The following is a 26,628-nucleotide window of genomic DNA, read 5'->3' as shown; positions in this document are numbered from 1 at the left end:
TCAAATGCCGGGTTTTTGCTGTTGCGTCGCCTGCAGGCCTGTTCCCGCATGCGAGCAGAGGCGAGTGCACATTGTGCGATGTTTCTCTTAGGCGAGCAGATAGGCCCAGAGCGACACGGAAAATGCGCCGAGTGCCGTCGTCAAGGTGATCGTCGAGGCGGCAAGGCTATGGCCGACACCGAAGCGATTGGCGATCAGCCAGGCATTTACACCCGTGGGAACGGCGGCCGTCAGCACAAGAGCCGCGCGCCATTCCGCGCTCAAGCCAATCAGATATGCCGCCGCCAGCACGCAGGCGGGCAGCAGAAACAGCTTGAAGGTGGCAATGACGCTGGTAATTCCGATATTGCCTGACATTCCGTATTGGCGCAGCGCCATGCCAAGCGAGATGAGTGCCGCCGGGCCGGCAATATTGGCGATGCTGTCGATCGCGGTGCCGAGCGTCGTGGGAATGGGGAGGCTGGTCATGTGTACGACCAGGCCGGCGAAAAGCCCTATGACGAGGGGGTTGCGCACGAGGTTGCCACCGACCTGCTGCAACAGCTCGATCGTGCTGCGACCCACGCCGGCATTCTCCTTCCGCTCGGCCTGTTCCATCAACAACGTGCCGGCGATCATCATGGTCGGCAGATGAATGGCAATCAGGATCGACATCGCCATGACGCCATCAGGACCAACCGTGCGCCCCACCAGCGGCAGGCCGATGAAGATCGTGTTGGCGAAGGCGGATGAAACGCCCGCGAGCACGCCGATGCGCGCGTCGCGCCCGAAGACCCGTGTCGCGACGATATGGCCGGCGGTCCACGTAATGGCGACACCGGAGAAATAGGCGATCCATAATCGAAACGGCGACGCGCCACGAAAGTTTGCTTCCGCGATGGTCTGAAACAGGAGGAGCGGCACCGCGATCTTGAAGACGAATTCGCTCATCGCCTCGCCGACTTCGGCTTTCAACAAGCCGGTGCGCACGATGACCCAACCGGCGAGAATGAGCAGGAAGACAGGGAGAACGTCTGTGAGGATTTCGGACATGCGGGGCTTAAGCCGTAAACGAAGGGATCCTGAATTGTGATCCAGAAGTTGTAGCAGCTCGCCCCCGCGTGAGAACCTGTAAAAACAAAAAAGCGGGCAAAGCCCGCTTGTGCGTGTCCGATCTCGCCGGACGATCCCCCCGGTGCACATGCCGCCAGTTCATCCGTGGTCGGCCCGCGTACCGGTGAGGCGGAAGGCATCATTCCTTCCCAGGCTGGCTTGGAAGTCTTTCGAACTTCCCATCCCAACCGCTAGATAAGCATTTAGAGATGGAAAGTGACAGGCAAATGACTGATTGGAATTAAGTTGGCCGCAGCGCCGCTGATTTTTCTTCCAAACTTCGGAAAAACCGATAATACCGGATACCGGCTATCACCAATACCGGGATCCTCCAATAGATGACTCGCTTCGATGTACTGACCGTTGGCAACGCCATCGTCGACATTATCGCCCGTTGCAATGATCAGTTTCTGATCGACAACAAGATCACCAAGGCCGCGATGAACCTCATCGACGCCGAGCGCGCCGAGCTTCTCTACTCGCGCATGGGACCGGCCCTGGAAGCCTCGGGCGGCAGCGCCGGCAACACGGCGGCAGGCGTGGCGAACTTTGGCGGCAAGGCGGCCTATTTCGGCAAGGTTGCAGAAGACCAGCTCGGCGAGATCTTTGCCCATGATATTCGCGCGCAGGGCGTGCACTACCAGACCAAGGCGAAGGGCACGTTCCCGCCGACGGCCCGCTCGATGATCTTCGTCACTGAGGACGGCGAGCGTTCCATGAACACCTATCTCGGCGCCTGCGTAGAGCTTGGCCCGGAAGACGTCGAGGAAGATGTCGTCGCCGATGCCAAGGTCACCTATTTCGAAGGCTATCTCTGGGATCCGCCGCGCGCCAAGGAAGCCATCCGCGAATGCGCCCGCATCGCTCATGCCAACGGCCGGGAAATGTCGATGACGCTCTCCGACAGCTTCTGCGTCGGTCGCTATCGCGACGAGTTCCTCGATCTCATGCGATCCGGCACCGTCGATATCGTCTTTGCCAATCGCGACGAAGCCCTGTCCCTCTACGAGACCGATGATTTCGAAAAGGCGCTGACGGCCATCGCAGCCGATTGCAAGATCGCCGCCGTGACCACAGGCAAGGACGGCGCTGTCATCGTGCGCGGCAACGAACGCTATGTCGTCGATGCCCATCCGATCGATGAGCGCGTCGATACGACCGGCGCCGGCGACCTCTTCGCTGCCGGTTTCCTCTTCGGCTATACCCAGGGCCGCACCCTGGAAGATTGCGCCAAGCTCGGCAATCTCGCCGCTGCCATCGTTATCGAACAGATCGGCCCCCGGCCGTTGCGGTCATTGTCGGAAGCGGGGAAGGAATTCGGGCTTCTCTGACGAGAGCCTGCCGCTTCGGTAAATATCAAGCCATCGGCAGCGCCATGTTGCCGGTGGCTTTTTTATGCCGCCCGCAGCAGCCCTTAGCTCCAGAAGAGCCCGGCAGTCCCAGCCTCATAGAGGATCAGCACTCCGAGCCCGATCAGGACAAAGGGCACGATCCGGTGGCCGTGACGGCGAATTGGCGCGCCGAGCATACGGTGATTGACGAGAGAATGGGCGGAGCCAAGCCATATCGCCGTCAGCAGCGCGAAGACGCAGCCGATCACCAGTATCTCGTAAACGGAGCGCGTGGCGAAAAGCGGCGTATAGACGCTGATATTGTCGCCACCATTGGCGATGGTCACGAGGGTGACGGCGGCGATGTTGCCACGACCTGCCGACGCCTTCTCATGATCTTCCGGACTGTCCTCAGTGCCGATGCCGTTCCAGAGCTCCCATAGCTGCTTCACGCCGAAATAGATCGGCGCAAGGCCAAGAAAACCGATATAGGCGGCCGGAATGACGAGCACGAGGAGCGAGGCAATGACGCTGATGGCATAGAGCGTACCAATGCCGAGATATTGGCCGATGACGATCTGTCTTGCCCGGAATTTCGGATCGGCGAAAAAGCCGAGAAGCACAAAGATATCGTCTACGTTCGTCGATGCGAACATGACGATTGCAACCCCTAGAAGGCCGAGTACATAGGCCAAGAACGACGGTCTCCCTTTTTCCGATGCCGAATAGGGCATCACATCGGAAAAGTCACGCGGTCGCGGGGATGGACGACGCTTGTTTGTCGTTACTTGAACGCTTCGCCGGGGTAAGCGCCCCAGATCTCCGATTGTGCCACCCATCCTTCGGTGCCGTCGGCGGTGACGAGGCACCAGTCGCCGGTGCATTCGCGCACACTCATCATCACCCCGGGCTGAAGTTTGGCGATGACGGCGGAAGATGGCTGGGATTCGCGGCGCATGTTGACGAAGACGGCCTTGCCCTTGCCCTTCATCCACGGAGCGGCAATCGCCGAGCGCTGGCCCGATAGCAGAGACTGGTTGACCCAGCCTTCGGTGCCGTCGGCATCGCGCACGCGGCGCCAGTTATCATACTCCTGGATGATCTCGACGGGCAGACCCTGCCTGAGATAGAGCCACGACACGGCGTAATCCGCGCTCGGGCCGATGCGCAGATTGACCCGCTTCGATTTCAGCGTCACGAAGCGCGGCAGCGGCAGGCCGCTCGGGCCCTTGGCGGCCTGGGCGACGGCAAGATCGACCGACACAGCGGCAATCATCAGGCCGATTGCGAAAATGGCGCAGGACTTCAATGCTTTGCCACGCATGGGATTTCCGTTCGTTCGTCATGACAAAGGTGCCGTTCCGGCGACCTTTCGCTCCGGTGAGCGGCAAATCCTCGGATCGCGTCAGCGAGTTTTGTTTGTCTTCGCCTGCGGGTCTGGTAGAAATGCCCGGAACGGGAAAACTATCCTGCTTCTTGGTTAAGAACATCTGAACAAGGCATCGCCGCTCGCCATGACGACGAAGAAAAAACCGAAGGTGTACGTCACGCGCAAACTGCCGGATGCGGTTGAAACGCGAATGCGCGAGCTTTTTGATGCCGAACTGAACATCGATGATCGCCCGCGCACCAAGGAAGAATTGATCCAGGCCGTCCGTTCCATCGAGGTGCTGGTGCCGACCGTTACCGACCGCATCGATGCCGAGGTGATCGATGAGGCCGGGCCACAGATGAAGCTGATTGCCAGCTTCTCCAACGGCACGGATCATATCGATGTCGAGGCCGCCGCGCGTCGCGGCATCACCGTGACGAACACGCCGAACGTGTTGACCGAAGACACAGCCGACATGACCATGGCACTCATCCTCGCCGTGCCGCGCCGGTTGGCGGAAGGTGCGCGCGTGCTGACCGACAGCCCGGGAGAATGGGCCGGATGGTCGCCGACCTGGATGCTCGGCCGCCGCATCCACGGCAAGCGCATCGGCATCGTCGGCATGGGGCGGATCGGCACCGCCGTTGCCCGCCGCGCCAAGGCCTTCGGCCTGTCGATCCACTATCACAATCGCAAGCGCGTCAATCCGGCGACCGAAGACGAGCTGGAGGCGACTTATTGGGACAGCCTCGACCAGATGCTCGCCCGCGTCGATATCGTCTCGGTCAATTGCCCGTCGACACCGGCCACCTATCATCTGATCTCGGCGCGTCGTCTGGCGCTGCTGCAGCCGACGAGCTACATCGTCAATACGGCGCGCGGCGACGTGATCGACGAGATGGCGCTGATCAAGATCCTGCGTGAAGGCAAGATCGCCGGTGCCGGCCTCGACGTGTTCGAGAACGAGCCTGCGGTCAACCCGAAGCTGGTGAAGCTCGCGAACGAGGGCAAGGTGGTAATCCTGCCGCATATGAGTTCGGCGACGCTCGAAGGCCGCATCGACATGGGCGACAAGGTCATCATCAATATCCGCACCTTCATCGACGGTCACCGCCCACCCAATCGCGTGCTGCCTTTTCGATAAGCGAATCGTCCGCAATCTCATGGTGAAACCAAGCGGATAGCGTCAGCTTCAAATTTGATCCCACTTCCCTCTTGCCGGTCATGTGCATGTCACAAAGCCGGCCCAGAGGTGACCGCAAACACAAATCAGGAAGGGCGGAAACGATGGCGCGTGCGCTGCCGCATGAGCGGATTCAATACGTGGTCGAGGGCGGCTTCAGGCTGTCGGGCGAGATCGAACCAAGTGGCAACAAGAATGCCGCGCTGCCGATCATCGCCGCATCGCTTTTGACGGATCAACGCGTCGAGCTCAGCAACGTGCCGCGCATTCGCGATGTCGAAGCGCTGGTGGAGCTGATCCAGTCTGTTGGCGCCAAGGTGCGCTGGCTTGGCCGCAACGAGCTCGAAATCGAAGCACGCGAGCTTCATCCCGCCAATCTCGATCCCGATCTCTGCGCCCGTATCCGCGCTTCCATCCTGCTTGCCGGTCCAATGCTGGCGCGCTGCGGCGAGATCACCCTGCCGCCGCCCGGCGGCGACGTCATCGGCCGTCGGCGCGTCGACACGCATTTCCTGGCGCTGGAACAACTCGGCACCAGGATCGAAGTCAACAGCGTCTACAGCTTCCGCACCGATGGTCTGCGCGGCGCCGATGTCTTCCTCGACGAGCCGTCGGTGACGGCAACGGAAAACGCGCTTTGCGCTGCGGTTTTTGCCGAGGGAACGACAATCCTGCGCAATTGCGCCTCCGAGCCGCATGTCCAGGATCTCGCCCGTTTCCTGATTGCCATGGGCGCACGGATCGAAGGCGTCGGCACCAATATGATGACGATCCACGGCGGCCAGCGCCTCGGCGGTGCATCGCATCGCATCGGACCCGACCACAACGAAGTCGGCTCGCTGATCGGCCTTGCCGCCGTCACCGGCTCGGAAATCACCATTCGCCGTGCGGGCGTCGAGCATCTGCGCTCTACCCTCATGACTTTCGAGCGCCTCGGTATCCGCTGCCAGATCGACGGCGACGATCTCATCATCCGCTCCGGCCAGGAGATGAAGATCCAGCCCGATTTCGGCGGCCATATTCCGAAGATCGAGGATCAGCCATGGCCGGCCTTCCCGGCCGACACCATGTCGATCGCCATCGTCACCGCCTCGCAATGCGATGGCGTCGTGCTGATGTTCGAGAAGATGTTCGAGAGCCGGATGTTCTTCGTCGACAAGCTGATCGCCATGGGTGCCCGCATCGTTCTGTGCGATCCGCATCGCGCCATTGTCGCCGGCCCTTCCAAGCTGCGCGCCGCCCAGCTCGAAAGCCCCGACATTCGCGCCGGCATGGCGATGCTGATCGCGGCGATGTGCGCCGAGGGCACGAGCGTCATCAACAACGCCCAGCAGATCGAGCGCGGTTATGAGCGCATCGAGGAGCGATTGAATGCTCTGGGCGCACGAATCACTCGCATCCCGCCGCGCGAGGCATAGGAATCCGACCCCATAGCGAAGGATGCGCTAGGCGATCGCCTTGCGCATCTCGATCGACGTCGTGCGATCGAAGCCCGCGTGGCGATTTTCGGCTGTCTTCCGGAAGCCCCAGGCTGCGAAGGTGGCGTGGTTGTCGATCAGCTCGATCCGCGTTTCCAGCCGCAGGTTCTTGAGGCCGAGATCCCGTGCCGCTACCTCAGCCAAGACAAGCAGGCGTTTGCCGATACCCTGGCCCTGCGCTGCCGGGAGCACGGCAAGCTTGCCGACGTAAAGGCTTTCCGCCTCTGGCCGGCAGAAAACGCAGCCGACCAGCTGCTCGCCCTCAAGTGCAATATATGCGATCTCGCTGATCGCCTTGGTCTTTAAAGTCTCGGCCGTCAGCGCCAACGCAGAAGACGGCGGATCAATGCGGCCATTCATGTAAGCGAAGGATGCCAGGATGAGATCCAGCAACGCATCCCAGCGGTCGAAGCCGTCATCGAGGCGACGAAGCGCAACGTCGCTCATTCCGCCGCGACCCGGGCGCGTTTGCGGCGATAGCGCACGGTTTCGAAGCGTGCGGAAAGCCCGTCATAGAGCAACAGGCGGCCGATCAGCGGCTCGCCGATGCCAGTGATGAGCTTGATCGCCTCCATCGCCATCAGCGTGCCGATGACGCCAGTCAGGGCGCCGATGATTCCCGCCTCCGCGCAGCTGGGGATGAGGCCTTCCGGCGGCGGGGCGGGGAAAAGATCGCGATAGCGTGGATTGGGATTGCCGTCCGCGTCGCTTTCGTAAGGCTTCAGTGTCGTCACTGACCCGTCGAAGCGGCCGACAGCGCCGGTCACCAGCGGCAGGCGCGCCGCCTCGGTCGCATCGGCAGCCGCATAGCGTGTGTCGAAATTGTCGGAGCCATCGATGACGAGATCAAAACCGGCGAGGTGCCGCGCAGCGCTATCGGCGCTGAATCGTTCTTCGAAGCGGATGGTACGCACATGCGGGTTAAGCCGCGCGATCGCGTCCGCCGCGCTCTGCGTCTTCATTTCGCCGATCGTACCCGTGTCGTGGATCACCTGCCGCTGCAGGTTGGACAGCGAAACGCGGTCGTCGTCGGCAATGCCGAGGGTCCCGATGCCGGCGGCGGCAAGATATTGCAGCACCGGCGCGCCAAGACCACCGGCGCCGATCACAAGCACACGTGCCGCCTTCAATCGTTGCTGGCCGGCGCCGCCGACCTCCGGCAGGAGGATATGGCGGTGATAGCGGCCGATTTCGTCTGAACTCAAAGGATCCATGGATGCGAGTCTAGCACAATCACCGGCAAGGAGGCGCTAGGTTTTCGTAATGCCGCCATGCGCCACGGTAAAGAATTGCGCCCGCTCGCCAAGGGCCGAGAACATGGATCTGTCCGTTCCGGTCATGAAGGCCTGCCCTCCCAGCCCGTCGATAAGGTCGAAAAGCGCCGCGCGTCGTCCCTCATCGAGATGGGCAGCAATCTCGTCGAGCAGCAGGATCGGCGCATAGCCCGTGAGGTTGCCGACAAGGCGCGCATGGGCAAGGATGAGGCCGACGAGCAGGGCTTTCTGCTCGCCTGTCGAGCAGCGCTCCGCCTCCATGTCCTTCTCGCGGTGACGCACGAGAAGATCGGCCCGGTGCGGCCCATCCAGCGTGCGGCCGGCGGCGGCGTCACGATAGCGCCCCTCGCGCAGCATGTCGGCATAAGCATCTTCCAGATCGACGGCCGGCCGATCAAATTGCCCGTCGAGGAAGCCGGAAAGTTCAAGTGCCGCCGAGGGAAACGGCGTCGTTTCGCGCGTTTCGGCGATCAGCCGGGAGAGAAGGCCGAGCATCTCCTGCCGCGCGATCGCCATGGCGATGCCAAGGCTTGCCATTTGCTCCTCGATGCCGCCGAGCCAGGACGGATCGAACCGGCTTTCGGATAGAAGCTTGTTGCGGCTGCGCATGGCGCGTTCGAAATCGCTGGCGCGGCGGCCATGGGCAGGATCGAGCGACAACACGAGACGGTCGAGAAAGCGGCGGCGCTCCGAGGAGCCGCCGGTGAAGAGGCCATCCATCGCCGGCGTCAACCAGAGAACGCGCAGATGGTCGGTCAGCTCGTCGACGGTCTTGGCCGGCGTGCCGTTGATTCGGAGCTTGCGGGCGGCTGATTCGTCGGCGGCATCGATACCGGTGCCGATTTCGACCGTGCCTTCCATGCCTTCGAGCTCGGCAAAAATGGAAAACCCGGCCGGCGCGGTGACGCGGGGGATGTCGGCATAGGCGGCGCGTCGCAAGCCGCGACCGGGCGAAAGCAGCGAGACCGCTTCCATGAGGTTGGTCTTGCCCGCGCCATTGTCGCCGGTCAGCACCACATGCCGCTCGTCAAGCGTCAGCGCCGCGACCGCATAATTGCGGAAGTCGGTCAGCTTCAGGCGCGAGATGGAAACCTTGTTCGGCATGGATCCCTGGGATTCGTAATCGATGCGCGAGGGGTATGCCGAACCCCGCACGAGTGCAAGGTTTTTGCCGATTGTTCATGGTAAGAAGGTCCAAAGCGGCATCTCGAACCACCAAAGCGACAGACGAAGTTCGCACTGGCGCTTGGTGCTCCCTATATCGCGTGTATGGGAAGAGTTTGGGGCTGGGGGCATCCATTGGATCTGGCAAAAACACTGCTTGCGCATACCAGCCGCGATTGGGCGCGCATGAAGACAGGCGAATCGGGCGATCTCGTGTATCGGCGTGAGGACGGCTTGGCCTACGCAAAAGTCGCCTCTTCAGCCCAATCGGCGGATCTCGCCGGCGAACGCGACCAGCTGCTTTGGTTGCAGGGCAGAGACATTGCCGTGCCCGAAGTCATCGATTGGCGTGAGACAGGGGACGGCGCGTGCCTCATCATGACTGCGATCCCCGGCGTGCCGGCAGTCGATTTGGACGGAGATGCTTTGCTGAAGGCTTGGCCATCCATGGCCCGGCAGCTGAAATCTCTGCACGATCAGCCGATCGATCAATGCACTTTCGATCGCGGCCTGTCGCTGATGGCCACGAAAGCAGCGGATGTGGCGTCGCGCGATGCGGTGAACCCGGATTTCCTGCCGCCGGAGGATCGGGGTAGATCGGCCCGCGAACTGCTTGATCGCGTCGAGCGCGATTTGCCTCTGCGCCTCGCTCAGGAAGTGGTCGATGGAGTTCTCTGCCATGGCGATGCCTGCATGCCGAACTTCATGGTCGATCCACATAGCCTGCAATGTACCGGCCTGATCGATCTCGGCCGTGTCGGCAAGGCGGATCGTTATGTCGATCTCTCGCTGATGATTGCTAATGCCGAGGAGAGCTGGTCGACGCGCGAGCAGGGACAGAGAGCGTTCTGTATCCTGTTCGAAACCTTGGAGATCGAACAGCCGGATCGCGAGCGTCTCGCCTTCTATCTCCGGCTCGATCCGCTGACCTGGGGCTGATTCGCAAGCGGACGATTGATTCGCCTGCTCAAACGAAAAATCCGGCCGAATCATCGGCCGGATTCATGTGAAACACTTTTGCGTCGCTGCTCAGTCGCTGAACGTGTCGAAGAAATCCTTCATGCGGGCGAAGAAGCCCGTCGATTCCGGATTGTTGTCCTTCGAAGAGATCTGCTCGAATTCCTGCAGCAGTTCGCGCTGGCGCTTGGTCAGCTTCTGCGGCGTCTCGATCTGGATCTGAATGTAGAGATCGCCGATCTGGCTGGAGCGCAGCACCGGCATGCCCTTGCTCTTCAGGCGGAACTGCTTGCCGACCTGCGTTCCCTCCGGAACGGTCACACGCGACTTGGTACCGTCGAGTGTCGCCACGTCGAAGGTGCCGCCGAGTGCCGCCGTCGTCATCGAGATCGGCACCGCGCAATAAAGATCGGCGCCATCACGCTGGAAGAATTCATGCGGCTTGACGGACAGAAAGATGTAGAGATCGCCTGCAGGCCCGCCACGCGTGCCCGCTTCGCCTTCGCCCTGGAGGCGAATGCGCGTACCGTCTTCAATGCCGGCCGGAATGTTGACGGAGAGCGAACGCTCTTCGGTCACGCGGCCCTGACCGTGGCACTTGCTGCAAGGATCGGGAATGATCTGGCCGCGGCCATGGCAGGTCGGGCAAGTGCGCTCGACGGAGAAGAAACCCTGTGCCGCGCGAACTCGGCCGGACCCCTGACAGGTGCCGCAGGTCTTTGGCTGCGTGCCGGGCTTGGCGCCCGAGCCGGAACAGACATCGCAGGTGATCGAGGTCGGTACCCGGATCTGCGCGGTCTTGCCGCTGAAGGCTTCCTCCAGCGAGATTTCCATATTGTAACGAAGATCGGCGCCGCGTTCGCGACCACCGGAAGAGCGAGCGCGAGCGCGTCCGCCACCCATCATCTCGCCGAAAATATCCTCGAAAATATCGGAGAAGCCGCCACCGCCGCCGAAGCCGCCTCCAAAACCGCCGCCACCGCCCATGCCGCCATGCTCGAAAGCAGCGTGTCCGTAGCGGTCATAGGCTGCGCGCTTCTGCGGATCCTTGAGCGTTTCGTAGGCTTCGTTGATTTCCTTGAACTTCCGCTCGGCGCTGCTGTCGTCCGGATTCTTGTCCGGATGAAACTGCATCGCCAGCTTGCGAAAGGCGCTTTTCAGCTCTTTCTCGTCCGCCGTCTTTGAGACGCCCAATGTCTCATAATAATCCGCTTTTGCCATTCAGCATTAGACCCCGGAAATGGATTTCCGGCTGCCGTAAGGCAGCCGGATCATGCGCATAACCCCTTAAATTGATTCAATTTAAGGAAAGGCTTAGGCGCCACCTTAAGTTCTACTGCGACCTTTGCGCGTCCAAAGGGACGCGCGGCGCAGTAGTTTCCTGAACCTTTCGGTTCGCGTTTATGCAGACCGCTTGTGGTCGCCTTCGTCCTTGATTTCCTCGTAGTCGGCGTCGACGACATCGTCCTTGCCACCTGCTGCCGAGGCATCGGCGGAGCCGGCTTCCGCCTGCTGCGACTCATAGATCGCCTGGCCGAGCTTCATGGAAACTTCCATCAGCGTCTGGGTCTTGGCCTTGATGTCTTCCGCATCCGGCTCGGAAGCCTCGGTTGCGGCCTTCAAGGCTGCGATCGCGTCGGAAATCGCGGTGCGATCAGCTTCCGTGACCTTGTCGCCGTAATCCTTCAGCGACTTCTCGCTGGAGTGGATCAGGCTCTCAGCCTGGTTCTTGGCTTCGACACCTTCGCGGCGCTTCTTGTCGTCGGCAGCGTGAGCTTCTGCATCCTTGACCATCTTTTCGATGTCGGCGTCGGAAAGACCGCCGGAAGCCTGGATGCGGATCTGCTGTTCCTTGCCGGTGCCCTTGTCCTTGGCCGAAACCTGAACGATGCCGTTGGCGTCGATATCGAAAGTGACTTCGATCTGCGGTACGCCACGCGGTGCCGGGGGCAGGCCAACGAGGTCGAACTGGCCGAGCAGCTTGTTGTCGGCAGCCATTTCGCGTTCGCCCTGCGAGACGCGGATGGTCACAGCCGACTGATTGTCGTCGGCGGTCGAGAAGGTCTGCGACTTCTTCGTCGGGATCGTCGTGTTGCGCTCGATCAGACGGGTGAAGACGCCGCCCAGCGTTTCGATGCCGAGAGACAGCGGGGTCACGTCGAGAAGCAGAACGTCCTTGACGTCGCCCTGCAGAACGCCGGCCTGGATGGCTGCGCCGAGAGCGACGACTTCATCCGGGTTGACGCCCTTGTGCGGCTCCTTGCCAAACAGCTGCTTGACGATTTCCTGCACCTTCGGCATGCGGCTCATGCCGCCGACGAGAACGACTTCATCGATTTCAGCGGCGGTAACGCCGGCATCCTTGAGGGCTGCCTTGCACGGAGCGATCGTGCGCTGAACGAGATCGTCAACCAGGCTTTCCAGCTTGGCGCGTGTCAGCTTAAGAGTCAGGTGCTTCGGGCCGGTGGCGTCTGCCGTGATGAAGGGCAGGTTGATTTCGGTCTGCTGCGCGGACGAAAGCTCGATCTTGGCCTTTTCGGCAGCTTCCTTCAGGCGCTGCAGAGCGAGCTTGTCGCCCTTGAGGTCGATGCCGTTGTCCTTCTTGAATTCGGCAACGAGATATTCGACGAGACGCATGTCGAAGTCTTCGCCGCCGAGGAAGGTGTCGCCGTTGGTCGACTTCACTTCGAAAACGCCGTCGCCGATCTCGAGGATCGAGACGTCGAAGGTGCCGCCGCCAAGGTCGTAAACGGCGATGGTCTTGCCGTCCTTCTTGTCGAGGCCGTAAGCGAGAGCTGCAGCCGTCGGCTCGTTGATGATGCGCAGAACTTCAAGACCGGCGATCTTGCCGGCATCCTTGGTTGCCTGGCGCTGAGCGTCGTTGAAGTATGCGGGAACGGTGATGACGGCCTTCTCGACCTTTTCGCCGAGGTAGGCTTCTGCGGTTTCCTTCATCTTCTGAAGGATCATCGCGGAGACCTGTGCCGGCGAGTAGCCCTTGCCGTTGGCTTCGACCCATGCGTCGCCATTGTCACCCTTGACGATGTTGAAAGGAACAAGGTGCTTGTCCTTCTCAACGGTCGGATCTTCGTAGCGGCGGCCGATCAGGCGCTTGACAGCGAAGAGGGTATTGATGGGGTTTGTGACAGCCTGGCGCTTTGCCGGCTGACCGACGAGGCGTTCGCCGTCGTCAGAGAAGGCGACCATCGAGGGGGTGGTGCGGGCGCCTTCGGCATTCTCGATCACCTTTGCGTCTTTACCGTCCATGACGGCGACGCAGGAATTTGTCGTTCCAAGGTCGATACCAATTACTTTTGCCATGTCATTCTCTCCTTGAAGCAAGCTATCGGAACCCCTGTCAGGCATTCCATTGACAGCCCCTTACGGGATGGTCTTGAGGATTGCGCAGCCATGACTGCGGTGATGCCGCGTATATAAGTAGCGGTTTTACTGACTGCAAGGCAGGAAATCACCCGGAATCCAGCAAAACGAATGGTTTGTCGCTCAAATTTTATTCTGCTGAAGCCCGTGGATTTCAGGCAATCTTATATCAGAGCAGCCTTGCCGCAGCCATGCAAGCGGCAAGGCGTAAAATTGCGATTTTTGTGCTTTCCGACGGCCACATCGACGCTAGCGAATCGCTATCCAGACTTCTCCGGTATCGCACCGATTTCGCATGGGACCGGCAGCGGCCAAAATTGCTCCTGGGAGCTTTGGCCGGTTACCGTTCACCGACCCAGAATGACGTCGAGCAGCGAGGAGCGATGCGGCCGCGCAACCGCGGTCGGAGGCGCCGTCTCGCCGATATCGGCAGGCGGAATATCTCCGCCCTCATAAGGATTGGAGCTGTAGGGGTTGGGGTCGTCGCTGAGGTTTGCCGGCGGCAGATCCTGCGGATCTTCATTGACGGCTGTCTGGTTGGCGATCTGGGGCTGGATCGGCTGCTGCGACGGTCGCTGTTGCAGCGTCGGCTGTTGTGCCAGCTGACCACCATCGCCGGCACCGGAGATGATGTTGCCGATCGTGGTCGGCTGATTGCCATTCGGCGCCGTCTGCGCCATCGGCAGGCCGTTATCGATGATCTGGCCGCCGCCGAAGATCGGGGTCGGCGTGATGCCCTTGTGGGCGGCGATCATGAATTCTTTCCACGCCTTGGCCGGCAGCCCGCCGCCGGTCACCTTGCGCATCGACTTGCCGTCGTCATTGCCGAACCAGACACCGGTCGTCAGGTGACTGGTGAAACCGACAAACAGCGCATCGCGGAAGGATTGGGTCGTGCCGGACTTGCCGGCCGCCTGCCAACCGGGAATCCGTGCCGACTTGCCGGTTCCCGATGCGATGACGCCGGCCATCATGGCGTTCATGTTGGTCACGATATCCGGGTTTAGCACCCGCTCCGGATTGTCGACATTGGCCTGATAGAGCACTTTACCGGAAGCCGTGGTCACTTTGGTGACCACATGGGGAGCCACCTTGTAGCCGCCATTCATGAAGGTGGCATAGGCGGAGGTCAGCTCCAACAGCGACACTTCCGAGGTGCCGAGCGCGATCGAGGCATTGGCCTGCAGGTCGGATTCGATGCCGAGCCGGCGCGCGACCTTGATCACCTGCTCCGGTCCCACTTCCGCAACGAGCTGTGCGGCGATCGTGTTCAGCGATTTCGCCACGGCGGTTGCGAGCGTCACGGGGCCGCTATAGCGCTGCTCGTAATTCTCAGGCGCCCAGTTGCCGATCTTGATCGGCATGTCGTTGCGAATGGTGTTGGGCGTCAGGCCTGCTTCCAGCGCTGCCGTATAGACGAAAGGCTTGAAGGCGGAGCCTGGCTGGCGCTTGGCGGTCACCGCGCGATTGAACTGGCTTTGAGCATAGTCACGACCGCCGACCAGTGCGCGGATCGCGCCGGTCGCATCGACCGAGACCAGCGAGGCCTGCGACGCGTTCAGCTTCCGGCCGTCTTTCGAGAGCACGTCCTGCAAAGCCTTCTCGGCATCGGCCTCAAGCGACATGTCGAGCGTGGTGTCGACGATCAGATCTTCCTTGACCGGGCCGCCGATTAGCTTTGGCAACTGGTCCATGACCATGTCGGCGACATAGTTCTCCGCGCCGGTCCAATAGCTTTTCGACCGCGTCGGCGGTTGCGACATCGCCGTCTTCACATCCGAATCGGTAATGAAGTTCTGGTCGCGCATGGCTTGCAGCACGAGCTGCGCACGCGCCTCGGCAGCGGCGGGATCACGGGCGGGCGAAAGCCGCGATGGCGCTTTCACCAGGCCGGCAAGCATGGCCGCTTCGCCGAGATTGACGTCCTTGGCCGATTTATTGAAGTAGCGCCTGGAGGCAGCCTCGACGCCATAGGCGTTGGAGCCGAAATAGACGCGGTTCAGATACATCGTGAGGATCTGATCTTTGGTGTACTTATGCTCCAGCCATAGCGCCAGGAGCACTTCCTGCACCTTGCGCTCGAGGGTTCTGTCTGGCGACAGGAAGAGGTTCTTGGCGAGCTGCTGCGTCAGCGTCGAGCCACCCTGGACCGCATGTCCCGTAACGATGTTGGTGACGATCGCGCGGCCAAGGCCGATCGGATCGAAGCCGAAATGCGAGTAGAAGCGACGATCCTCGATGGCGACGATGGCTTCGGGAATGTAAGGCGACATGTCGCTGAGGGCCACGGCCTCGCCGCCCGTCGTGCCGCGATTGGCAATCAGGCTGCCGTCGAGACCGGCGATCTTGACGTTCGGCGGCCGCTCCGGAATGACCCAGGTGCTGGCGCTCGGCATGCGCGAGCCGTAATAGGCGACGAGACCGGCAAGGCCGATACCGGCCCAGAGGCACAGCACAAGCCCCCAATAGATGGCTGAACGAATGAAGCCGAAAAGCCCGCGGCGCGGTGCGCGGCGAACAGGCTTGCGACGGCGAGACGAGCGCCGGGGTTTGACGACCACCGGCTCATCTTCGTTCTCGTCGTCTTCATCCTCGTCGAGGTCCGGCTCTCTGTATCGCTTGGTCTCTTTCTGGCGACTGGCCGCGCGTCTCTGGCCGACGATGCGCTCGCCAGCAGAGAATCCGTCTTCGTCGCGTTCCCGGCCGCCGCTGGAGAAGGATGGCTCTATCCTCTGGCGTGATTTCTTCTTATCTGCCATTGCGGGCCGGTCGTACCTCGATGCCTAGTGTTTCCAATGTCTTCCATCAGGCTGATTATGGCGAAGTCACATGGTTTTCAACGCATGCAATCGCTTTATGCCAGCACGTCACCCCGAAAGATCCAGTCTGATGATTGAGGGCAGGGCGCCATGCGCAACCCGCTCGCGAACCTCGTGAAGACATCAAATCCCGCCTGAACTGTAAATGCGGCGATTTAAGGAGGGATTAAGAATATTGTCGCTCCCCTTCAGTAAAGCTCAGACCCTGCTGTACAAGGTATAGAGGGAACTTTCCGCCGTCTCGCGCATTACTTTCCGACGAAGACAAGAGGGGCGAGTATATGAGTTCATTGGTCAAGATAGAGGACGTCAACGAGAGCAGACTGCGAGAGGTCTGGAGCGTTGAGGATTTTTCCCGGCGCCACCGGATCGGCAAGGAGGAGGAAGCCAGACTGAGAAAGTTGTTTGGCGACTTCGCAACCAAGCAGGAACTGCTCTCGAACGCGCAGCGGCCGCCCCTGTTTCGCTGAAGGAGGCTGGCAGGCCGGACGACGCGATCGTTGCCGCTGTGGCTGAAAGGCCGGTGCGGAGGAGGCTATGTCATGTTGAACCGTTTTGAATTGTGGCTGGTCGACCAGATCGACCGGATTTTCGGTCTGGAATGGCTCGCGCGTCGCGCCGGCTTCTCGCCAGACGAAGCAAGGCGTATCGCACGTGAAAAGTAGATGCTCTGTGCGGCGCTCCCGAAATGCTCGCCAAAACATTCGATGGAATGTTTCTCCGCATCAGGAGCATGAAAACCTGTTCCGGACACCTGATCGGGTGGCCGGAATGCCCTTGATCGGATGCGGCGATACTTCGCGTCATTCTGGTCATCTTCCATATTTTCGAAAAGACTGATCGAGGTTATAGTGCTGTCATGTGACTGTCTTGAAAGGCAGGTCCAAGCATCTTGGTAGCGCGTGAGGAGGAGTGTTCATGCGACACATTAAATGGAGCAATCCGATCGAAGTTGGCTTTACGCAGGGTGGCTTTCAGGTCGTAACAGGCCCGTCCGAAGCCCTGAAGTGCATGGCCAATCTATGGCCGGATCGGCGCGGGCCGCTTTATGTGGCGGCCAGAAGTCTCTGCCGCGCGGCGATCGATGGCCGAAAGTCGGCCGAAGAAGCTCGCGAGATGTTCATTTCAGCGACGCGGGAAGCGCATCTCAAGATGCACTGAAACGCGGCGGCTCGAACCCGCTGGCTGTTCAAATCTTGCAGTCCCGCAAAGGCGCCGATAGTGCGGCCGCTTGAATCCTATCTGTTTTCATAGGCCTATTCGTTTCGTGACCGCTGGAACGTTGCGAACCGGAAACACTCTTCGAACCGAATAGCCGCCAACAAAAAAGCCAGCGACGAAAGTCGCTGGCTTTTTATTGTCTTCGCAACGCTGCGGATGTCGTTAGCGGTTCGAACCCCGAACGGACATGCGGCAATCAGGTTCCGATGCCGGGCAATCCTTGTGATCCGGGCTGTACGGCCCTGGCGTCCCTGCATTCGGACGCGGATTGTTGTTCTGCGGCTGCGGCTGCGGCTGCGGCTGTTGCGCCTGGGGCTGCTGAACCTGAGGCTGGCGCTGCGGTTCCGGGCGGGGCTGATTGTTCGGACGATTGTTGTCGCGCTGACGATCGGGTCGGTTGCCGCCCCAATTGCGGTTATCGTCCGGCTGCTGGCGACCACCGCCATCGCGATTGTCGCCGCGCTGCCGATCCCACTCGCGGCCGCGGTCCGGGCGTCGATCCCAATTACGGTCCTGTCCGTCATTCCAGTCCGGTCCGCGATTCCAATCGCGATTGCGGTCGGGGCGGCGGTCCCAATTACGGTCCTGTCCGTCATTCCAGTCCGGTCCGCGATTCCAATCGCGATTGCGGTCGGGGCGGCGGTCCCAATTGCGGTCCGGTCCGTTATCCCAGTCGGATCCTCGATCCCAACCCGGATTCTGAGGGCGGTCCCAATCATTGGCGGGACGGCGGTCGACCCAGCCCGGGCCGCGACGCCAACGATCGCGATCGCGATAGAAGTCACGGCCGCGATAGTAGCGACCCCAATAATCGTCGAAATTGAAGACGACCGTGGGAATGCCGAGCGGGCGATAATATTGCCGGTCGATATAGATGCGGCGTGATTGGTAGGTCGCCTGGATATAGCGACCGGCAACCCATCCGCGACCGCCGTAGAAGGAAACGTCGCACCAGGGCGTGTCGTTCAGGCAGCCGTTGATCTGCAGCGGCACGCCGACGGGAATCATGGTGACGGCCGGATATTCGGTACTGGGCCCCGAACGCATGTTGACGTTGGCAGTGGCGAAGCCCTCCGCCGCTTCCGCAATCGCCGGCACCGCAAAGAATGCGGCCAGCAGACTTGCGGCAAGAATCTTGAACCTCATGAAACTCTCCCTTTGCGCACCGTTCCGGCGATATGGCCGCCCGGCGCCTGTTCCGCATGTGCGCCTACCCCGGCGCTATTCGGTATGGCTTCCCAATTTCGGCAAGATAAAGGCCTGCGCATGCACGAAATCGGATAGGATTTTCGGCGCAGCTTCAATCTTTGCCTGTGTTTTATCGAGAGCTGCATGAATACAGCTTGAACGCGGATCGGCAGGCCGGTGGCATAAAGAGGGTTTGGCGAGATCGATCGCCTCTTTAACGTCGAGGCCTTGAAATCGCCATGTTGCTCACCGATATACTCTTCAGTCATGCAGCGGTTGGATGGCTGGCGCGCTTGAAAGCGAGCCGTTTCGTCCTTCCGGATTGTTGTTGGAAATTAACGTTTCGTTAATCTTTAACACGCAATCTGACTGCAGTTCCGCTTTCTCTTTGACCACGGATGGACTGGCACTGTTGTGAGAGCGGATGACGAAAGGCCGGATTGTTCCGGCCTTTTTGTTTTTATGGCGATGGCGTGTTTCCTGCAAAACGGGAGCGCGCCATTTTCAATTTCAGCACCCCTTCTGCAGATAAAACAAAAGCCGCCGCAGAAGGCTGCGGCGGCTTTCATGCTTTAATGATGCGCCCGGCGAGCCCGGGCGGTATTCGTTAGTTGGCTTTCTTAGCCGAGACCTTGACGATCTTGGCGGGAGCCTGAGCAACGGTCGCCTTGCCGGCCGGCACATAGCCGGCACCGATGTTGACGTTCAGCGAGATGTAGTCACGGGCGCTCTGCTGAACGGCCTGTGCCAGGCTCTGCTGAGCGGCGGTCACGTTACGCTGAGCGTCGAGAACGTCGAGCAGCGAGGACGCGCCGTCCTTGTAGCTTGCGGTCGAGAGCTGCAGCGCTTCCTGGTAGGACTTGACCTGAGCATGCAGAGCCGAAACGGTCTGCGCATCGCGGCTGACTGCGGAGAGCGCATTTTCAACCTGCTCGATCGCTGAAGTTACCGTCTGCTTCCAGACGATATACTGCTCGCGGCTGACCGACTCTGCATTCTTGACGCCAGCGCGCAGAGCGCCGCCGTCGAAGATCGGCAGGTTCAGCGACGGGCCAAACGACCAGTTGGTCAGGCCACCGCTCGCGGACGAGCTGTGGATATAGGACGGAGAAATCGAACCACTGAGCGTGATCGACGGGAAGAGCTTGGCTTCCGCTACACCGATCTGGGCGGTTGCGGCAGCAAGGTTACGTTCGGCAGCACGGATGTCCGGACGATTGCGAACGAGGTCGGCGGGAACGCCGGTCCGAACGCTGCCACGGAATACCGGCTGTCTGCCACCCCCCTGCATCTGGGCGATGATCGTTGCCGAGGGTACGTTCAGCAGCGCTGCGATATGATGCACGGCCTGGCGATAGCTGATTTCATAGCCAGGGATGGTCGACAGCGTCGAGTTGACGAGGCCTTCGGCCTGGACAACGTCGAGGCGGGATGCGGCACCGGCTTCAAGCTGGAACTTGGTCAGCGAAAGCGTATCGCGGCGAGACTTCAGGTTTTCCTGAGCGATCGACACGAGTGCCTGGTAGTAACGGGCGTCGACGTAGCTGTTGGCGAGATCCTGCAAAAGGGTCAGGCGCTGCGTGTCGACGTTGGAGTAGGCAGCGTCGAGCGAAGCGTTAGCGCTTTCCGTTGCACGGCGATACTGACCCCAGAGGTCGAGCAGCCAGGATGCGGAGGCAGTGCCGCCGCTTGCGGTCCGGGTCTCCGTCTGCGTACGCAGCGAACCCTTCTGACCGCTCGTCGTGCTGTCACCGCTCAGCGTGAGGCTCGGCAAGCCGCCGGCACCGGCCGTGACGACTGCGGCCTCAGCCTGGTTGATGCGCTCCAGCGTCTGCTGGATGTTAAGGTTCTGGGCAAGTCCCTGTGCGGCGAAGGCATTCAGCTTGGAATCGCTGAACGCGGTCCACCACTGCGAACCGGCGATATCGCCGTTCACCTTCGTACCGCCCTCCGAGAACTTGGCCGGCAGAGGCATTTCCGGTGGCTTATGGTCTGGGCCGCTGACGCAGCCTGCCAGAATAAGCAGCAGGGCGGGGGCGGCAGTACGAATGGAAACCATCACATTGTCCCACAATTCAATCTACATGATCAGTTTTTATAAGGGCCTGTAAGACCCCATGTGTTTCGGCGCTCCAGCTCTACGCGATACAAACAAATGACCCGAAGCAGTCGTCGGCAATCTAGCAATGAGTTTTGCAATAGCACAGTGGCTTTTACGAATTCTCGGCAGCGAACATATGTGGGATCGAGCGAAATATCAGGGTTTCGGTAAAAAAAATCTAAAGTGTTGCAAAAAACATACCGTTGGTACGCCACCTAAGGCTGCGATATGTGTTTGAAACACCTGACCGATACAACCCAGGACAAGTCGCCTGGCACCAAGCATGCGCCAAGCGACGATCCGAATCTCGTCAAGGAAAGTAGCGAGCCAGGCTTGCGCGAACCCTATCGACCGGTGTTGCACCGCGATCGTCCGGCACGAAAGTCGAGCCGGTAATCGCTTCGTAGGCGCGGATATAGACCCTCGATGTCTGCTCGACGAGATCAAGCGGAATTTCCGGAATATCGTCCTTGTAGGGATCGCAGCGCTCGGTGACCCAAGCTCGAACGAAGTCCTTGTCGAAGCTTTCCGGGCGCGCTCCCTTGTCGAAGCGCTCCTGATAGCTATCGGCCAGCCAGTAACGGCTGCTATCCGGCGTGTGGATTTCGTCGGCAAGAATGATGGTGCCGTTTTCATCAGTGCCGAATTCATACTTCGTGTCGACGAGGATCAGCCCCTGTTTGCGGGCGATTTCCTGACCTCTGGCGAAGAGCGCCAGGGCGTAGCGCGACAACGTCTGCCATTGCACTTCGGTCAAAAGCCCGTTTTCGATGATCTGCGTCGGCGTCAGCGGCTCGTCGTGTCCGCCATCGAACTCCTTGCTCGTCGGCGTGATGATCGGCTCCGGCAGGATTTGGTTGTCGCGCATGCCGTCGGGCAGCGTGATGCCGTACATCTCGCGCTGACCCTTTTTATAGAGTGTCAGGATCGAGGTGCCTGTCGTACCGGCGAGATAGCCGCGAACGACAACTTCCACCGGCAGGATGTTCAGGCGCTTGCCGACGACGACGTTGGGATCCGGATAGTCGATGACATGGTTGGGGCAAATGTCGCGCGTCTGCTCGAACCAGTAGCGTGCCGTCTGGGTCAGAACCTGCCCCTTATAGGGAATGCAGGTGAGAATGCGGTCGAAGGCGCTCAGCCGATCCGTGCTGATGATGATACGGCTTCCATCAGGCAGATCGTAATTCTCGCGAACCTTGCCGCGATAATAATTGGGGAGTTCGGGGAAATGGGCTTCGGAGAGAATTCGCAATGCGTCCACCAGCAGGCTCGTGCATCCATCCGCCCGACGGATGCTTCTTGAGCGGACCCTTAGCGCATTGTGACGGGAATCGGAACGCTTTTCGAAGAAGGGCGTGGATTCCCTCGGCTTTGAGGCACTTGCGGTCCGAGGATCCCGTTCGGTCAACGGGGAGGCCGCCAACCGTCATTCGCCGTCTTTTCGAGGATGGGTGTCGAGAAGACGCCGACGATCCGATCGCTCCATTGTCTGCCATCGGCGTCTACGCGTTCACGCCATCGTTCGGACTGCAGCATGGCTGCGCCGATCACCACGGGCTCGATCCCGCAGGCCGTCACCAAAGCAAGGCCGGACACGATCGAGGTTCCGCTGGAAATGACATCGTCGATGAGCGCCACGCGCTTTCCCTCGAGCAGAGGCAGCATGCGCGGGTCTACATAAAGACGCTTTTCCTGGTTCGGCGTGGTGATCGATGACAAGGAGACCGACAGCTCGTCGCGATACCAGAATTTGCGCGAGGTTCCGAGCGGCACATACCGGGTGTGCCCAAGTGCCCGTGCAACTGCGGCTGCCAATGTCAAGCCGAGGGTCGGCAATCCGACGACGACGTCGACATTGTATTGCGCCAACCGCGACGCGAGCGCTTCGGCGAGTGCATCCTGCACGGCAAAACTCGCCTGGTTGATGATTAAGGATGCCAGCGCGTGCTCGCCATCGGCTAGCACGCGGATCGGCAGTTGCAGCTGTCGTCCGTCCGGCAGCTCGGCCGGATAGAAGCCGCGGTATTCTTCTTCTATCGCGAAACTCTGTGGCGGATGAAGCTCCTGCCAGAAATCATGAGGCTGCATTTGCGTTTTATCTGCGCTCCCTTTGCGCGTTGGACTTCAGGTCGGCGCGCCGGCGCAGCCGCGTGATCTCGGCATCGGTGAGGGCGCGGACCGCGCCCTTCGGTAAATCGCCAAGCTCCATGTCGCCGAAGGCCACACGCACCAGCCGCAGACACTCGATCCCAAGCGCTTCCAGCATCCGCCGGATCTGCCGGTTACGGCCTTCCTTGAGTTCGACTTCCAGCCAGCTGTTGCGATCGCCGCTGCGCAGAACTCGCGCCGAGCTTGCCGTCAGCAGCTCGCCGTCGTCGATAATGCCGCGCTCCATGCGCTCAAGCTGCTCCACCTCCATGATGCGGTCGACCTGAACATGATAGGTCTTGCCGACATGGCTAATGGGATCGAGCAGCGCCTGTGAGAGCACCGTGTCGTTGGTAAAGAGAAGCAGGCCTTCGCTTGCCTTGTCGAGCCGGCCGACGGGTGCCAGGTGTCGCGCATCGATATCGCGCAGACAATCATAGACGGTCGGACGTCCCTCGGGATCGTCGCGCGTCGTCACCAGCCCGCGCGGCTTGTTCAGCATGAAATAGAGCTTTTCTTCGGCAGCTATCGCAATGCCGTCGACTGCGAAGCGCGCCTGTTCCAGATCAACCCAGGTCGCCGGGTCTGTCACCCTGTTGCCGTTAACAGTCACGCGCCCGGCGGCGATCAGCACCTCCGCCTGCGTGCGGGAGCAATAGCCGAGCTTGGACAATGCTCGCGGCAAGGTCACGCGCTTTCCGTCTGGTTCCTGCCTGCTCTTTGCCGACTTGCCGGATTTCTGCGGTAAGCGCCGCTCTCTCATCCGTCCTGCCTCATGCTGGTTCCTGCAATGATGTGGGCATGCCCGCCCCGCGAAGACCAATTCTTTCGCACGAGGAAGACCCTGACGTAAATCGCATTGTCGGCAGAAAGTCGCCCTCAAGAGGAAACAGGGCCCGCATTTCATGGATGCGAGCCCTGCCGCGGACCGGAGCGGGCGATGGGGTCGGGTGGGCGGCACCGAGGCTGCCGCTTTTCGCTCCGGAAGGGATGGCGGGAAACTGCACTGCTTCTTTTGCTGGGATTTTTCAAAACGGCCGAGATTTGTTACAGTTTGTAACGTCGGCGGTTTCTCTGTTGCCAAAAGCATCGTCGCCCCGCATGGAGGGCTATGGTTTCCGCATCGCTTCTTCTGGTCGAGGACGACCGCGAGATTAGGGCGCTCCTGGAGGAGTTCCTGAGCCGTGAGGGCTTTGCCGTTCAAACGGCCGATAGCGCCGCCGCCATGGACCGCATCCTGGCGAAGGGATTTCCGGATCTCATTATTCTCGATCTGATGCTGCCGGGTGAAGACGGCCTGTCGGCTTGCCGCCGCATCCGTGCCCGCAGCCAGGTGCCGATCCTCATGCTGACTGCCAAAATAGAAGATATCGACCGCATTCTCGGTCTCGAGATGGGTGCAGACGATTATCTCGGCAAACCCTTCAATCCACGCGAGCTGCTGGCCCGCATTCGTGCCATCCTTCGGCGATCTGGGCCCGAACGGCCCGAGGAGGTCGCCGCACCGGCGCGACGGAAAAGCTTTGCCGGTCTGACGGTTGATCTCGACGGCCGTGTCGTCGAAATGGAAGGTCAGCGCCTCGTCCACCTGACGACGGCCGAATTCGACCTGCTGGTCTGCTTTCTCGAGCGCCCGCGCCGGGTCTTGTCACGGGATCAGCTGCTCGACTGGACGCGTGGCCGCGGCGCAGATCCCTTCGATCGAACCATTGACGTAACGGTCTCGCGCCTTCGCACCAAGCTTGGCCATTGCCTGCCGGATGGAGCGCAAATCATCACCACCGTCCGAAATGCCGGCTATCTCCTCACCACGGATGTGAAGGATGTCTGAACCATGTTGAAACTCGGCCTCGTTGCCCGCATCATCATGATTGTCGCCGTGGCGCTGTTCGTCATCCAGCTGGCGGCCTTTGCTGCCGCCCAATTGAAGCCGGATACCTCGTTTAATCCAGAGATTTCGCCGGCTATGCAGGTCAAATCCGCGATCCGGCTTCTTGACGCCATTGCGCCGGAAGCGCAGCCGCTGGCGGTGCGCGCGCTCAATGCCAACGGTCTGGCGCTAAGATTGATCGATGTTCCCGTGTCGGCGGAAAAGAGCGATCCGTCCAGTCTGACCTTGACCGACAAGCTTGCGCGCGAGTTTGCAACGATCGCGCTCGGCAACCGCTATTTCAATTTGCGCTCGCTTCCCGAAAGACCGCAAGGCTGGTTCTCCGTCGGCGCGCCGGATCGGATCATGGAAGTGTCTATCGGTGTGGCTGGTGGCAAGGTCGCGGTTTTCAGCCTGCCGGATACACCGACCGTGCGGTTGCGTGGCGTCCCCGTCGGCCTCATCGCCGGCGTCCTCGGCATGCTGGTCGCCGTTATCGCTATTGCCGCGGTGGCACGCGAGACACGGCCTTTGACGCGCCTGTCACGCACCGTCAATGCCATCGGCAATGGCCTGCAGCCGATTCATGTTCCCGAAAGAGGCGCTTGCGAGCTGCGCATGCTGATCAAGGCGATCAATGCCATGCAGTTGCGCATTGCCGCTCTCGTCAACAATCGCACCCTGATTCTCGGCGCGATCTCGCATGATCTGAGAACCTATCTCACACGCTTCCGTCTGCGCGTCGAGATGATGCCGGACACGCCGCACCGCGATCGCGCGATCGCCGATGTGGAGGCCATGCAGCGCCTTGTCGAGGACGCGCTTGGCTTTGCCCGCAGCACGGTCGTGCCGGATGGGCGGAATATTGTCGATCTCGACAGCGCCGTCTGTTCGCATCTGGCTGAACGCCAGGATGCTCCGGGCCTCGTCGCTTTCTCTCCGGTTGGCCAACCTCTGGGAGTAACGATGCCGCAGATGGCACTGATGCGCGTCTTGGATAATCTCGTCGACAATGCGTTGCGTTACGGCGGTCGTGCCGACATCGCTGTCGAGCATCACAGCGATCAGGGCGTCATTGTCATTGGTGACCGCGGCCCCGGTATTCCGACGGACCGGCGCAGGGATGTGCTCGAACCTTTCGTTCGGCTCGAGGAATCGCGCAACCGCGATCTCGGTGGCAGCGGACTTGGCCTCGCCATCGTCCGCCAGATTCTCGACGCGCATGGTGGCGCGCTCTGTCTGGAGGACCGAGACGGCGGTGGGCTGAATGCCATCGTCCTGCTGCCGCTGGCGGCGAGCGAGCGGAAAGCCGCCTGAATTATCGGAGCGTATATTCAGCTCTCGAAAAACCGGCAGGCTTCCTGTGTTCAATGACAGGTCAGGAAGCTCTGCAGCTCTTCGCGGCTGATGACCACGCCGGCGGCCGCCTTTGATGGGTCGGGATGCGTATAGGTAAAGCGCTTCAGGTCGGGCAGATCCAATGCCTGACGCATGCTCATGATACCGAGCGCACGTCGCCCACCTGCGCTGTCGATGCTGACTTCGACGATCGTTTCCGGTCCAGCTGTGTGCATTGTCTCCTCCCTCCTGTTTTATATCTCCATCTATAACAGAAATCTTATATATAAAATATCGGCTTTTCTGAGGCTTACGGCGGGATGTCTGCGAGGAAGCCGCGCCGGGATGGGCATCTCGTGCAAAGGGTTGAGCGGTTTGCCATGATGACGAGCATGACACCAAAGACTGAGAGGCCGGTAGCGACTCCTGGAGATGGCGACGCGCCTTAGGTCAGTCAAAGAGCTGGGTAAATCGGCTCGTACCGCGCCGTGCATTTACAATATGACGGGACATCCACTTTTCATTGCGATTTTGACCGTTCGGGCAATTTTCTCGAGGTGCCTGTGGGCTAAACCTGCGTCTTTCCTGTCATCTCTTAAAATTATTGTTTATATTCAGTTGGTTAGAAAAATGTCAGAATTTTTACAGTGATAGTGTTGACTATGTCGGGTTGGGGGGTCTATAAGCCCGATCACTGACGAGGGCGGC

Annotated in this window: 25 protein-coding genes; 10 read left to right on the top strand and 15 right to left on the bottom strand. The window is 60.5% G+C overall.

Annotation, left to right across the window (positions count from 1 at the left end; all coding sequences use genetic code 11):
• Positions 1 to 87: 87 nt before the first annotated feature.
• Positions 88 to 1,032, bottom strand: a complete 945-nt coding sequence (locus HGP17_RS31605; protein ID WP_168815637.1) for an AEC family transporter — start codon at positions 1,030 to 1,032, stop codon at positions 88 to 90.
• Between the two features lie 398 nt (positions 1,033 to 1,430).
• Between HGP17_RS31605 and HGP17_RS31600 the strand changes: the two genes are divergently transcribed.
• Complete coding sequence (locus tag HGP17_RS31600) at positions 1,431 to 2,423, top strand: adenosine kinase (RefSeq protein ID WP_168815635.1); 993 nt, start codon at positions 1,431 to 1,433, stop codon at positions 2,421 to 2,423.
• Between the two features lie 83 nt (positions 2,424 to 2,506).
• Here HGP17_RS31600 and HGP17_RS31595 read toward each other — a convergent pair whose 3' ends face one another.
• On the bottom strand, positions 2,507 to 3,118 hold the full coding sequence (locus HGP17_RS31595; protein ID WP_205926219.1) for a cadmium resistance transporter: 612 nt from the start codon (positions 3,116 to 3,118) through the stop codon (positions 2,507 to 2,509).
• A gap of 89 nt (positions 3,119 to 3,207) precedes the next feature.
• On the bottom strand, positions 3,208 to 3,747 hold the full coding sequence (locus HGP17_RS31590) for an SH3 domain-containing protein (RefSeq protein WP_168815631.1): 540 nt from the start codon (positions 3,745 to 3,747) through the stop codon (positions 3,208 to 3,210).
• Positions 3,748 to 3,937: 190 nt separating this feature from the next.
• On the opposite strand from HGP17_RS31590, the gene HGP17_RS31585 reads away from it, so the two are divergent.
• Both HGP17_RS31585 and murA read left to right on the top strand, forming a co-directional pair.
• Positions 3,938 to 4,939 carry a D-glycerate dehydrogenase gene (locus HGP17_RS31585; RefSeq protein ID WP_168815629.1) on the top strand — a complete coding sequence of 334 codons (1,002 nt, stop codon included), beginning with the start codon at positions 3,938 to 3,940 and terminating at the stop codon, positions 4,937 to 4,939.
• Positions 4,940 to 5,082: 143 nt separating this feature from the next.
• Positions 5,083 to 6,396, top strand: coding sequence for a UDP-N-acetylglucosamine 1-carboxyvinyltransferase (gene murA, locus HGP17_RS31580; protein ID WP_168815627.1), 1,314 nt, complete (start codon positions 5,083 to 5,085; stop codon positions 6,394 to 6,396).
• A gap of 27 nt (positions 6,397 to 6,423) precedes the next feature.
• Here the strand turns inward: murA and HGP17_RS31575 are convergent, their stop codons facing one another.
• Genes HGP17_RS31575 through recF form a run of 3 tightly spaced genes read right to left on the bottom strand, consistent with a single transcriptional unit; the run spans position 6,424 to position 8,834 of the window.
• A complete protein-coding gene (locus tag HGP17_RS31575; RefSeq protein WP_168815625.1) occupies positions 6,424 to 6,903 on the bottom strand; it encodes a GNAT family N-acetyltransferase in 480 nt (159 codons plus the stop codon).
• Positions 6,900 to 7,670 (bottom strand): molybdopterin-synthase adenylyltransferase MoeB, encoded by a 771-nt coding sequence (locus tag HGP17_RS31570; RefSeq protein WP_168815623.1) that lies wholly within the window; start codon positions 7,668 to 7,670, stop codon positions 6,900 to 6,902. Before HGP17_RS31570 ends, HGP17_RS31575 begins: the two co-directional genes overlap by 4 nt.
• A 36-nt stretch (positions 7,671 to 7,706) precedes the next feature.
• A complete protein-coding gene (recF, locus tag HGP17_RS31565) occupies positions 7,707 to 8,834 on the bottom strand; it encodes a DNA replication/repair protein RecF (RefSeq protein WP_168815621.1) in 1,128 nt (375 codons plus the stop codon).
• Positions 8,835 to 9,080: 246 nt separating this feature from the next.
• Between recF and HGP17_RS31560 the strand changes: the two genes are divergently transcribed.
• The gene (locus HGP17_RS31560) at positions 9,081 to 9,833 is read left to right on the top strand and encodes an APH(3'') family aminoglycoside O-phosphotransferase (RefSeq protein ID WP_246704308.1); all 753 of its coding nucleotides are present in this window, start codon (positions 9,081 to 9,083) and stop codon (positions 9,831 to 9,833) included.
• Between the two features lie 90 nt (positions 9,834 to 9,923).
• Here HGP17_RS31560 and dnaJ read toward each other — a convergent pair whose 3' ends face one another.
• The 3 genes from dnaJ to HGP17_RS31545 form a co-directional block, all read right to left on the bottom strand.
• On the bottom strand, positions 9,924 to 11,072 hold the full coding sequence (gene dnaJ / locus HGP17_RS31555) for a molecular chaperone DnaJ (RefSeq protein ID WP_168815617.1): 1,149 nt from the start codon (positions 11,070 to 11,072) through the stop codon (positions 9,924 to 9,926).
• Between the two features lie 180 nt (positions 11,073 to 11,252).
• Positions 11,253 to 13,172 carry a molecular chaperone DnaK gene (dnaK, locus tag HGP17_RS31550; RefSeq protein ID WP_168815615.1) on the bottom strand — a complete coding sequence of 640 codons (1,920 nt, stop codon included), beginning with the start codon at positions 13,170 to 13,172 and terminating at the stop codon, positions 11,253 to 11,255.
• 407 nt (positions 13,173 to 13,579) lie between these two features.
• Positions 13,580 to 15,991, bottom strand: coding sequence for a transglycosylase domain-containing protein (locus HGP17_RS31545; RefSeq protein ID WP_168815613.1), 2,412 nt, complete (start codon positions 15,989 to 15,991; stop codon positions 13,580 to 13,582).
• Between the two features lie 341 nt (positions 15,992 to 16,332).
• Between HGP17_RS31545 and HGP17_RS31540 the strand changes: the two genes are divergently transcribed.
• From HGP17_RS31540 to HGP17_RS31535, 3 genes are all read left to right on the top strand, one after another.
• Positions 16,333 to 16,521 carry a hypothetical protein gene (locus tag HGP17_RS31540; protein ID WP_168815611.1) on the top strand — a complete coding sequence of 63 codons (189 nt, stop codon included), beginning with the start codon at positions 16,333 to 16,335 and terminating at the stop codon, positions 16,519 to 16,521.
• 72 nt (positions 16,522 to 16,593) lie between these two features.
• A complete protein-coding gene (locus tag HGP17_RS33980; RefSeq protein ID WP_281412808.1) occupies positions 16,594 to 16,716 on the top strand; it encodes a hypothetical protein in 123 nt (40 codons plus the stop codon).
• A 253-nt stretch (positions 16,717 to 16,969) separates the two neighbouring features.
• Positions 16,970 to 17,212: a DUF982 domain-containing protein gene (locus HGP17_RS31535; protein WP_168815609.1), complete on the top strand. Its 243-nt coding sequence runs from the start codon at positions 16,970 to 16,972 to the stop codon at positions 17,210 to 17,212.
• Between the two features lie 222 nt (positions 17,213 to 17,434).
• Here the strand turns inward: HGP17_RS31535 and HGP17_RS31530 are convergent, their stop codons facing one another.
• The gene (locus HGP17_RS31530; RefSeq protein WP_168815607.1) at positions 17,435 to 18,418 is read right to left on the bottom strand and encodes an SH3 domain-containing protein; all 984 of its coding nucleotides are present in this window, start codon (positions 18,416 to 18,418) and stop codon (positions 17,435 to 17,437) included.
• Positions 18,419 to 18,900: 482 nt separating this feature from the next.
• Here HGP17_RS31530 and HGP17_RS31525 point away from each other — a divergent pair, with 482 nt between their 5' ends.
• Entirely contained in the window at positions 18,901 to 19,071 is a 171-nt protein-coding gene (locus HGP17_RS31525) for a hypothetical protein (protein WP_168815605.1), read from the top strand.
• On the opposite strand, the gene HGP17_RS31520 is transcribed toward HGP17_RS31525, so the two are convergent.
• From HGP17_RS31520 to HGP17_RS31505, 4 genes are all read right to left on the bottom strand, one after another.
• Entirely contained in the window at positions 19,068 to 20,519 is a 1,452-nt protein-coding gene (locus tag HGP17_RS31520; RefSeq protein ID WP_168815603.1) for an efflux transporter outer membrane subunit, read from the bottom strand. The genes HGP17_RS31525 and HGP17_RS31520 overlap by 4 nt on opposite strands.
• Before the next feature lie 352 nt (positions 20,520 to 20,871).
• The gene (locus tag HGP17_RS31515; protein ID WP_168815798.1) at positions 20,872 to 21,816 is read right to left on the bottom strand and encodes a phosphoribosylaminoimidazolesuccinocarboxamide synthase; all 945 of its coding nucleotides are present in this window, start codon (positions 21,814 to 21,816) and stop codon (positions 20,872 to 20,874) included.
• Between the two features lie 152 nt (positions 21,817 to 21,968).
• Complete coding sequence (locus HGP17_RS31510) at positions 21,969 to 22,652, bottom strand: phosphoribosyltransferase (RefSeq protein ID WP_168815601.1); 684 nt, start codon at positions 22,650 to 22,652, stop codon at positions 21,969 to 21,971.
• A 7-nt stretch (positions 22,653 to 22,659) separates the two neighbouring features.
• Positions 22,660 to 23,475 (bottom strand): pseudouridine synthase, encoded by an 816-nt coding sequence (locus tag HGP17_RS31505; protein WP_168815599.1) that lies wholly within the window; start codon positions 23,473 to 23,475, stop codon positions 22,660 to 22,662.
• 348 nt (positions 23,476 to 23,823) lie between these two features.
• Between HGP17_RS31505 and HGP17_RS31500 the strand changes: the two genes are divergently transcribed.
• Positions 23,824 to 24,543, top strand: coding sequence for a response regulator (locus HGP17_RS31500; RefSeq protein WP_168815597.1), 720 nt, complete (start codon positions 23,824 to 23,826; stop codon positions 24,541 to 24,543).
• A 3-nt stretch (positions 24,544 to 24,546) separates the two neighbouring features.
• The gene (locus tag HGP17_RS31495) at positions 24,547 to 25,899 is read left to right on the top strand and encodes an ATP-binding protein (protein WP_168815595.1); all 1,353 of its coding nucleotides are present in this window, start codon (positions 24,547 to 24,549) and stop codon (positions 25,897 to 25,899) included.
• 50 nt (positions 25,900 to 25,949) lie between these two features.
• On the opposite strand, the gene HGP17_RS31490 is transcribed toward HGP17_RS31495, so the two are convergent.
• Positions 25,950 to 26,156 (bottom strand): hypothetical protein, encoded by a 207-nt coding sequence (locus HGP17_RS31490; RefSeq protein ID WP_168815593.1) that lies wholly within the window; start codon positions 26,154 to 26,156, stop codon positions 25,950 to 25,952.
• Positions 26,157 to 26,628 lie beyond the last annotated feature (472 nt).

This window comes from Rhizobium sp. P38BS-XIX (assembly GCF_012641435.1).
In the GTDB taxonomy this organism is placed as follows: domain Bacteria; phylum Pseudomonadota; class Alphaproteobacteria; order Rhizobiales; family Rhizobiaceae; genus Rhizobium.
Note: the sequence above shows the minus strand (reverse complement) of the source record. Positions and strands in the feature narration are given on the sequence as shown.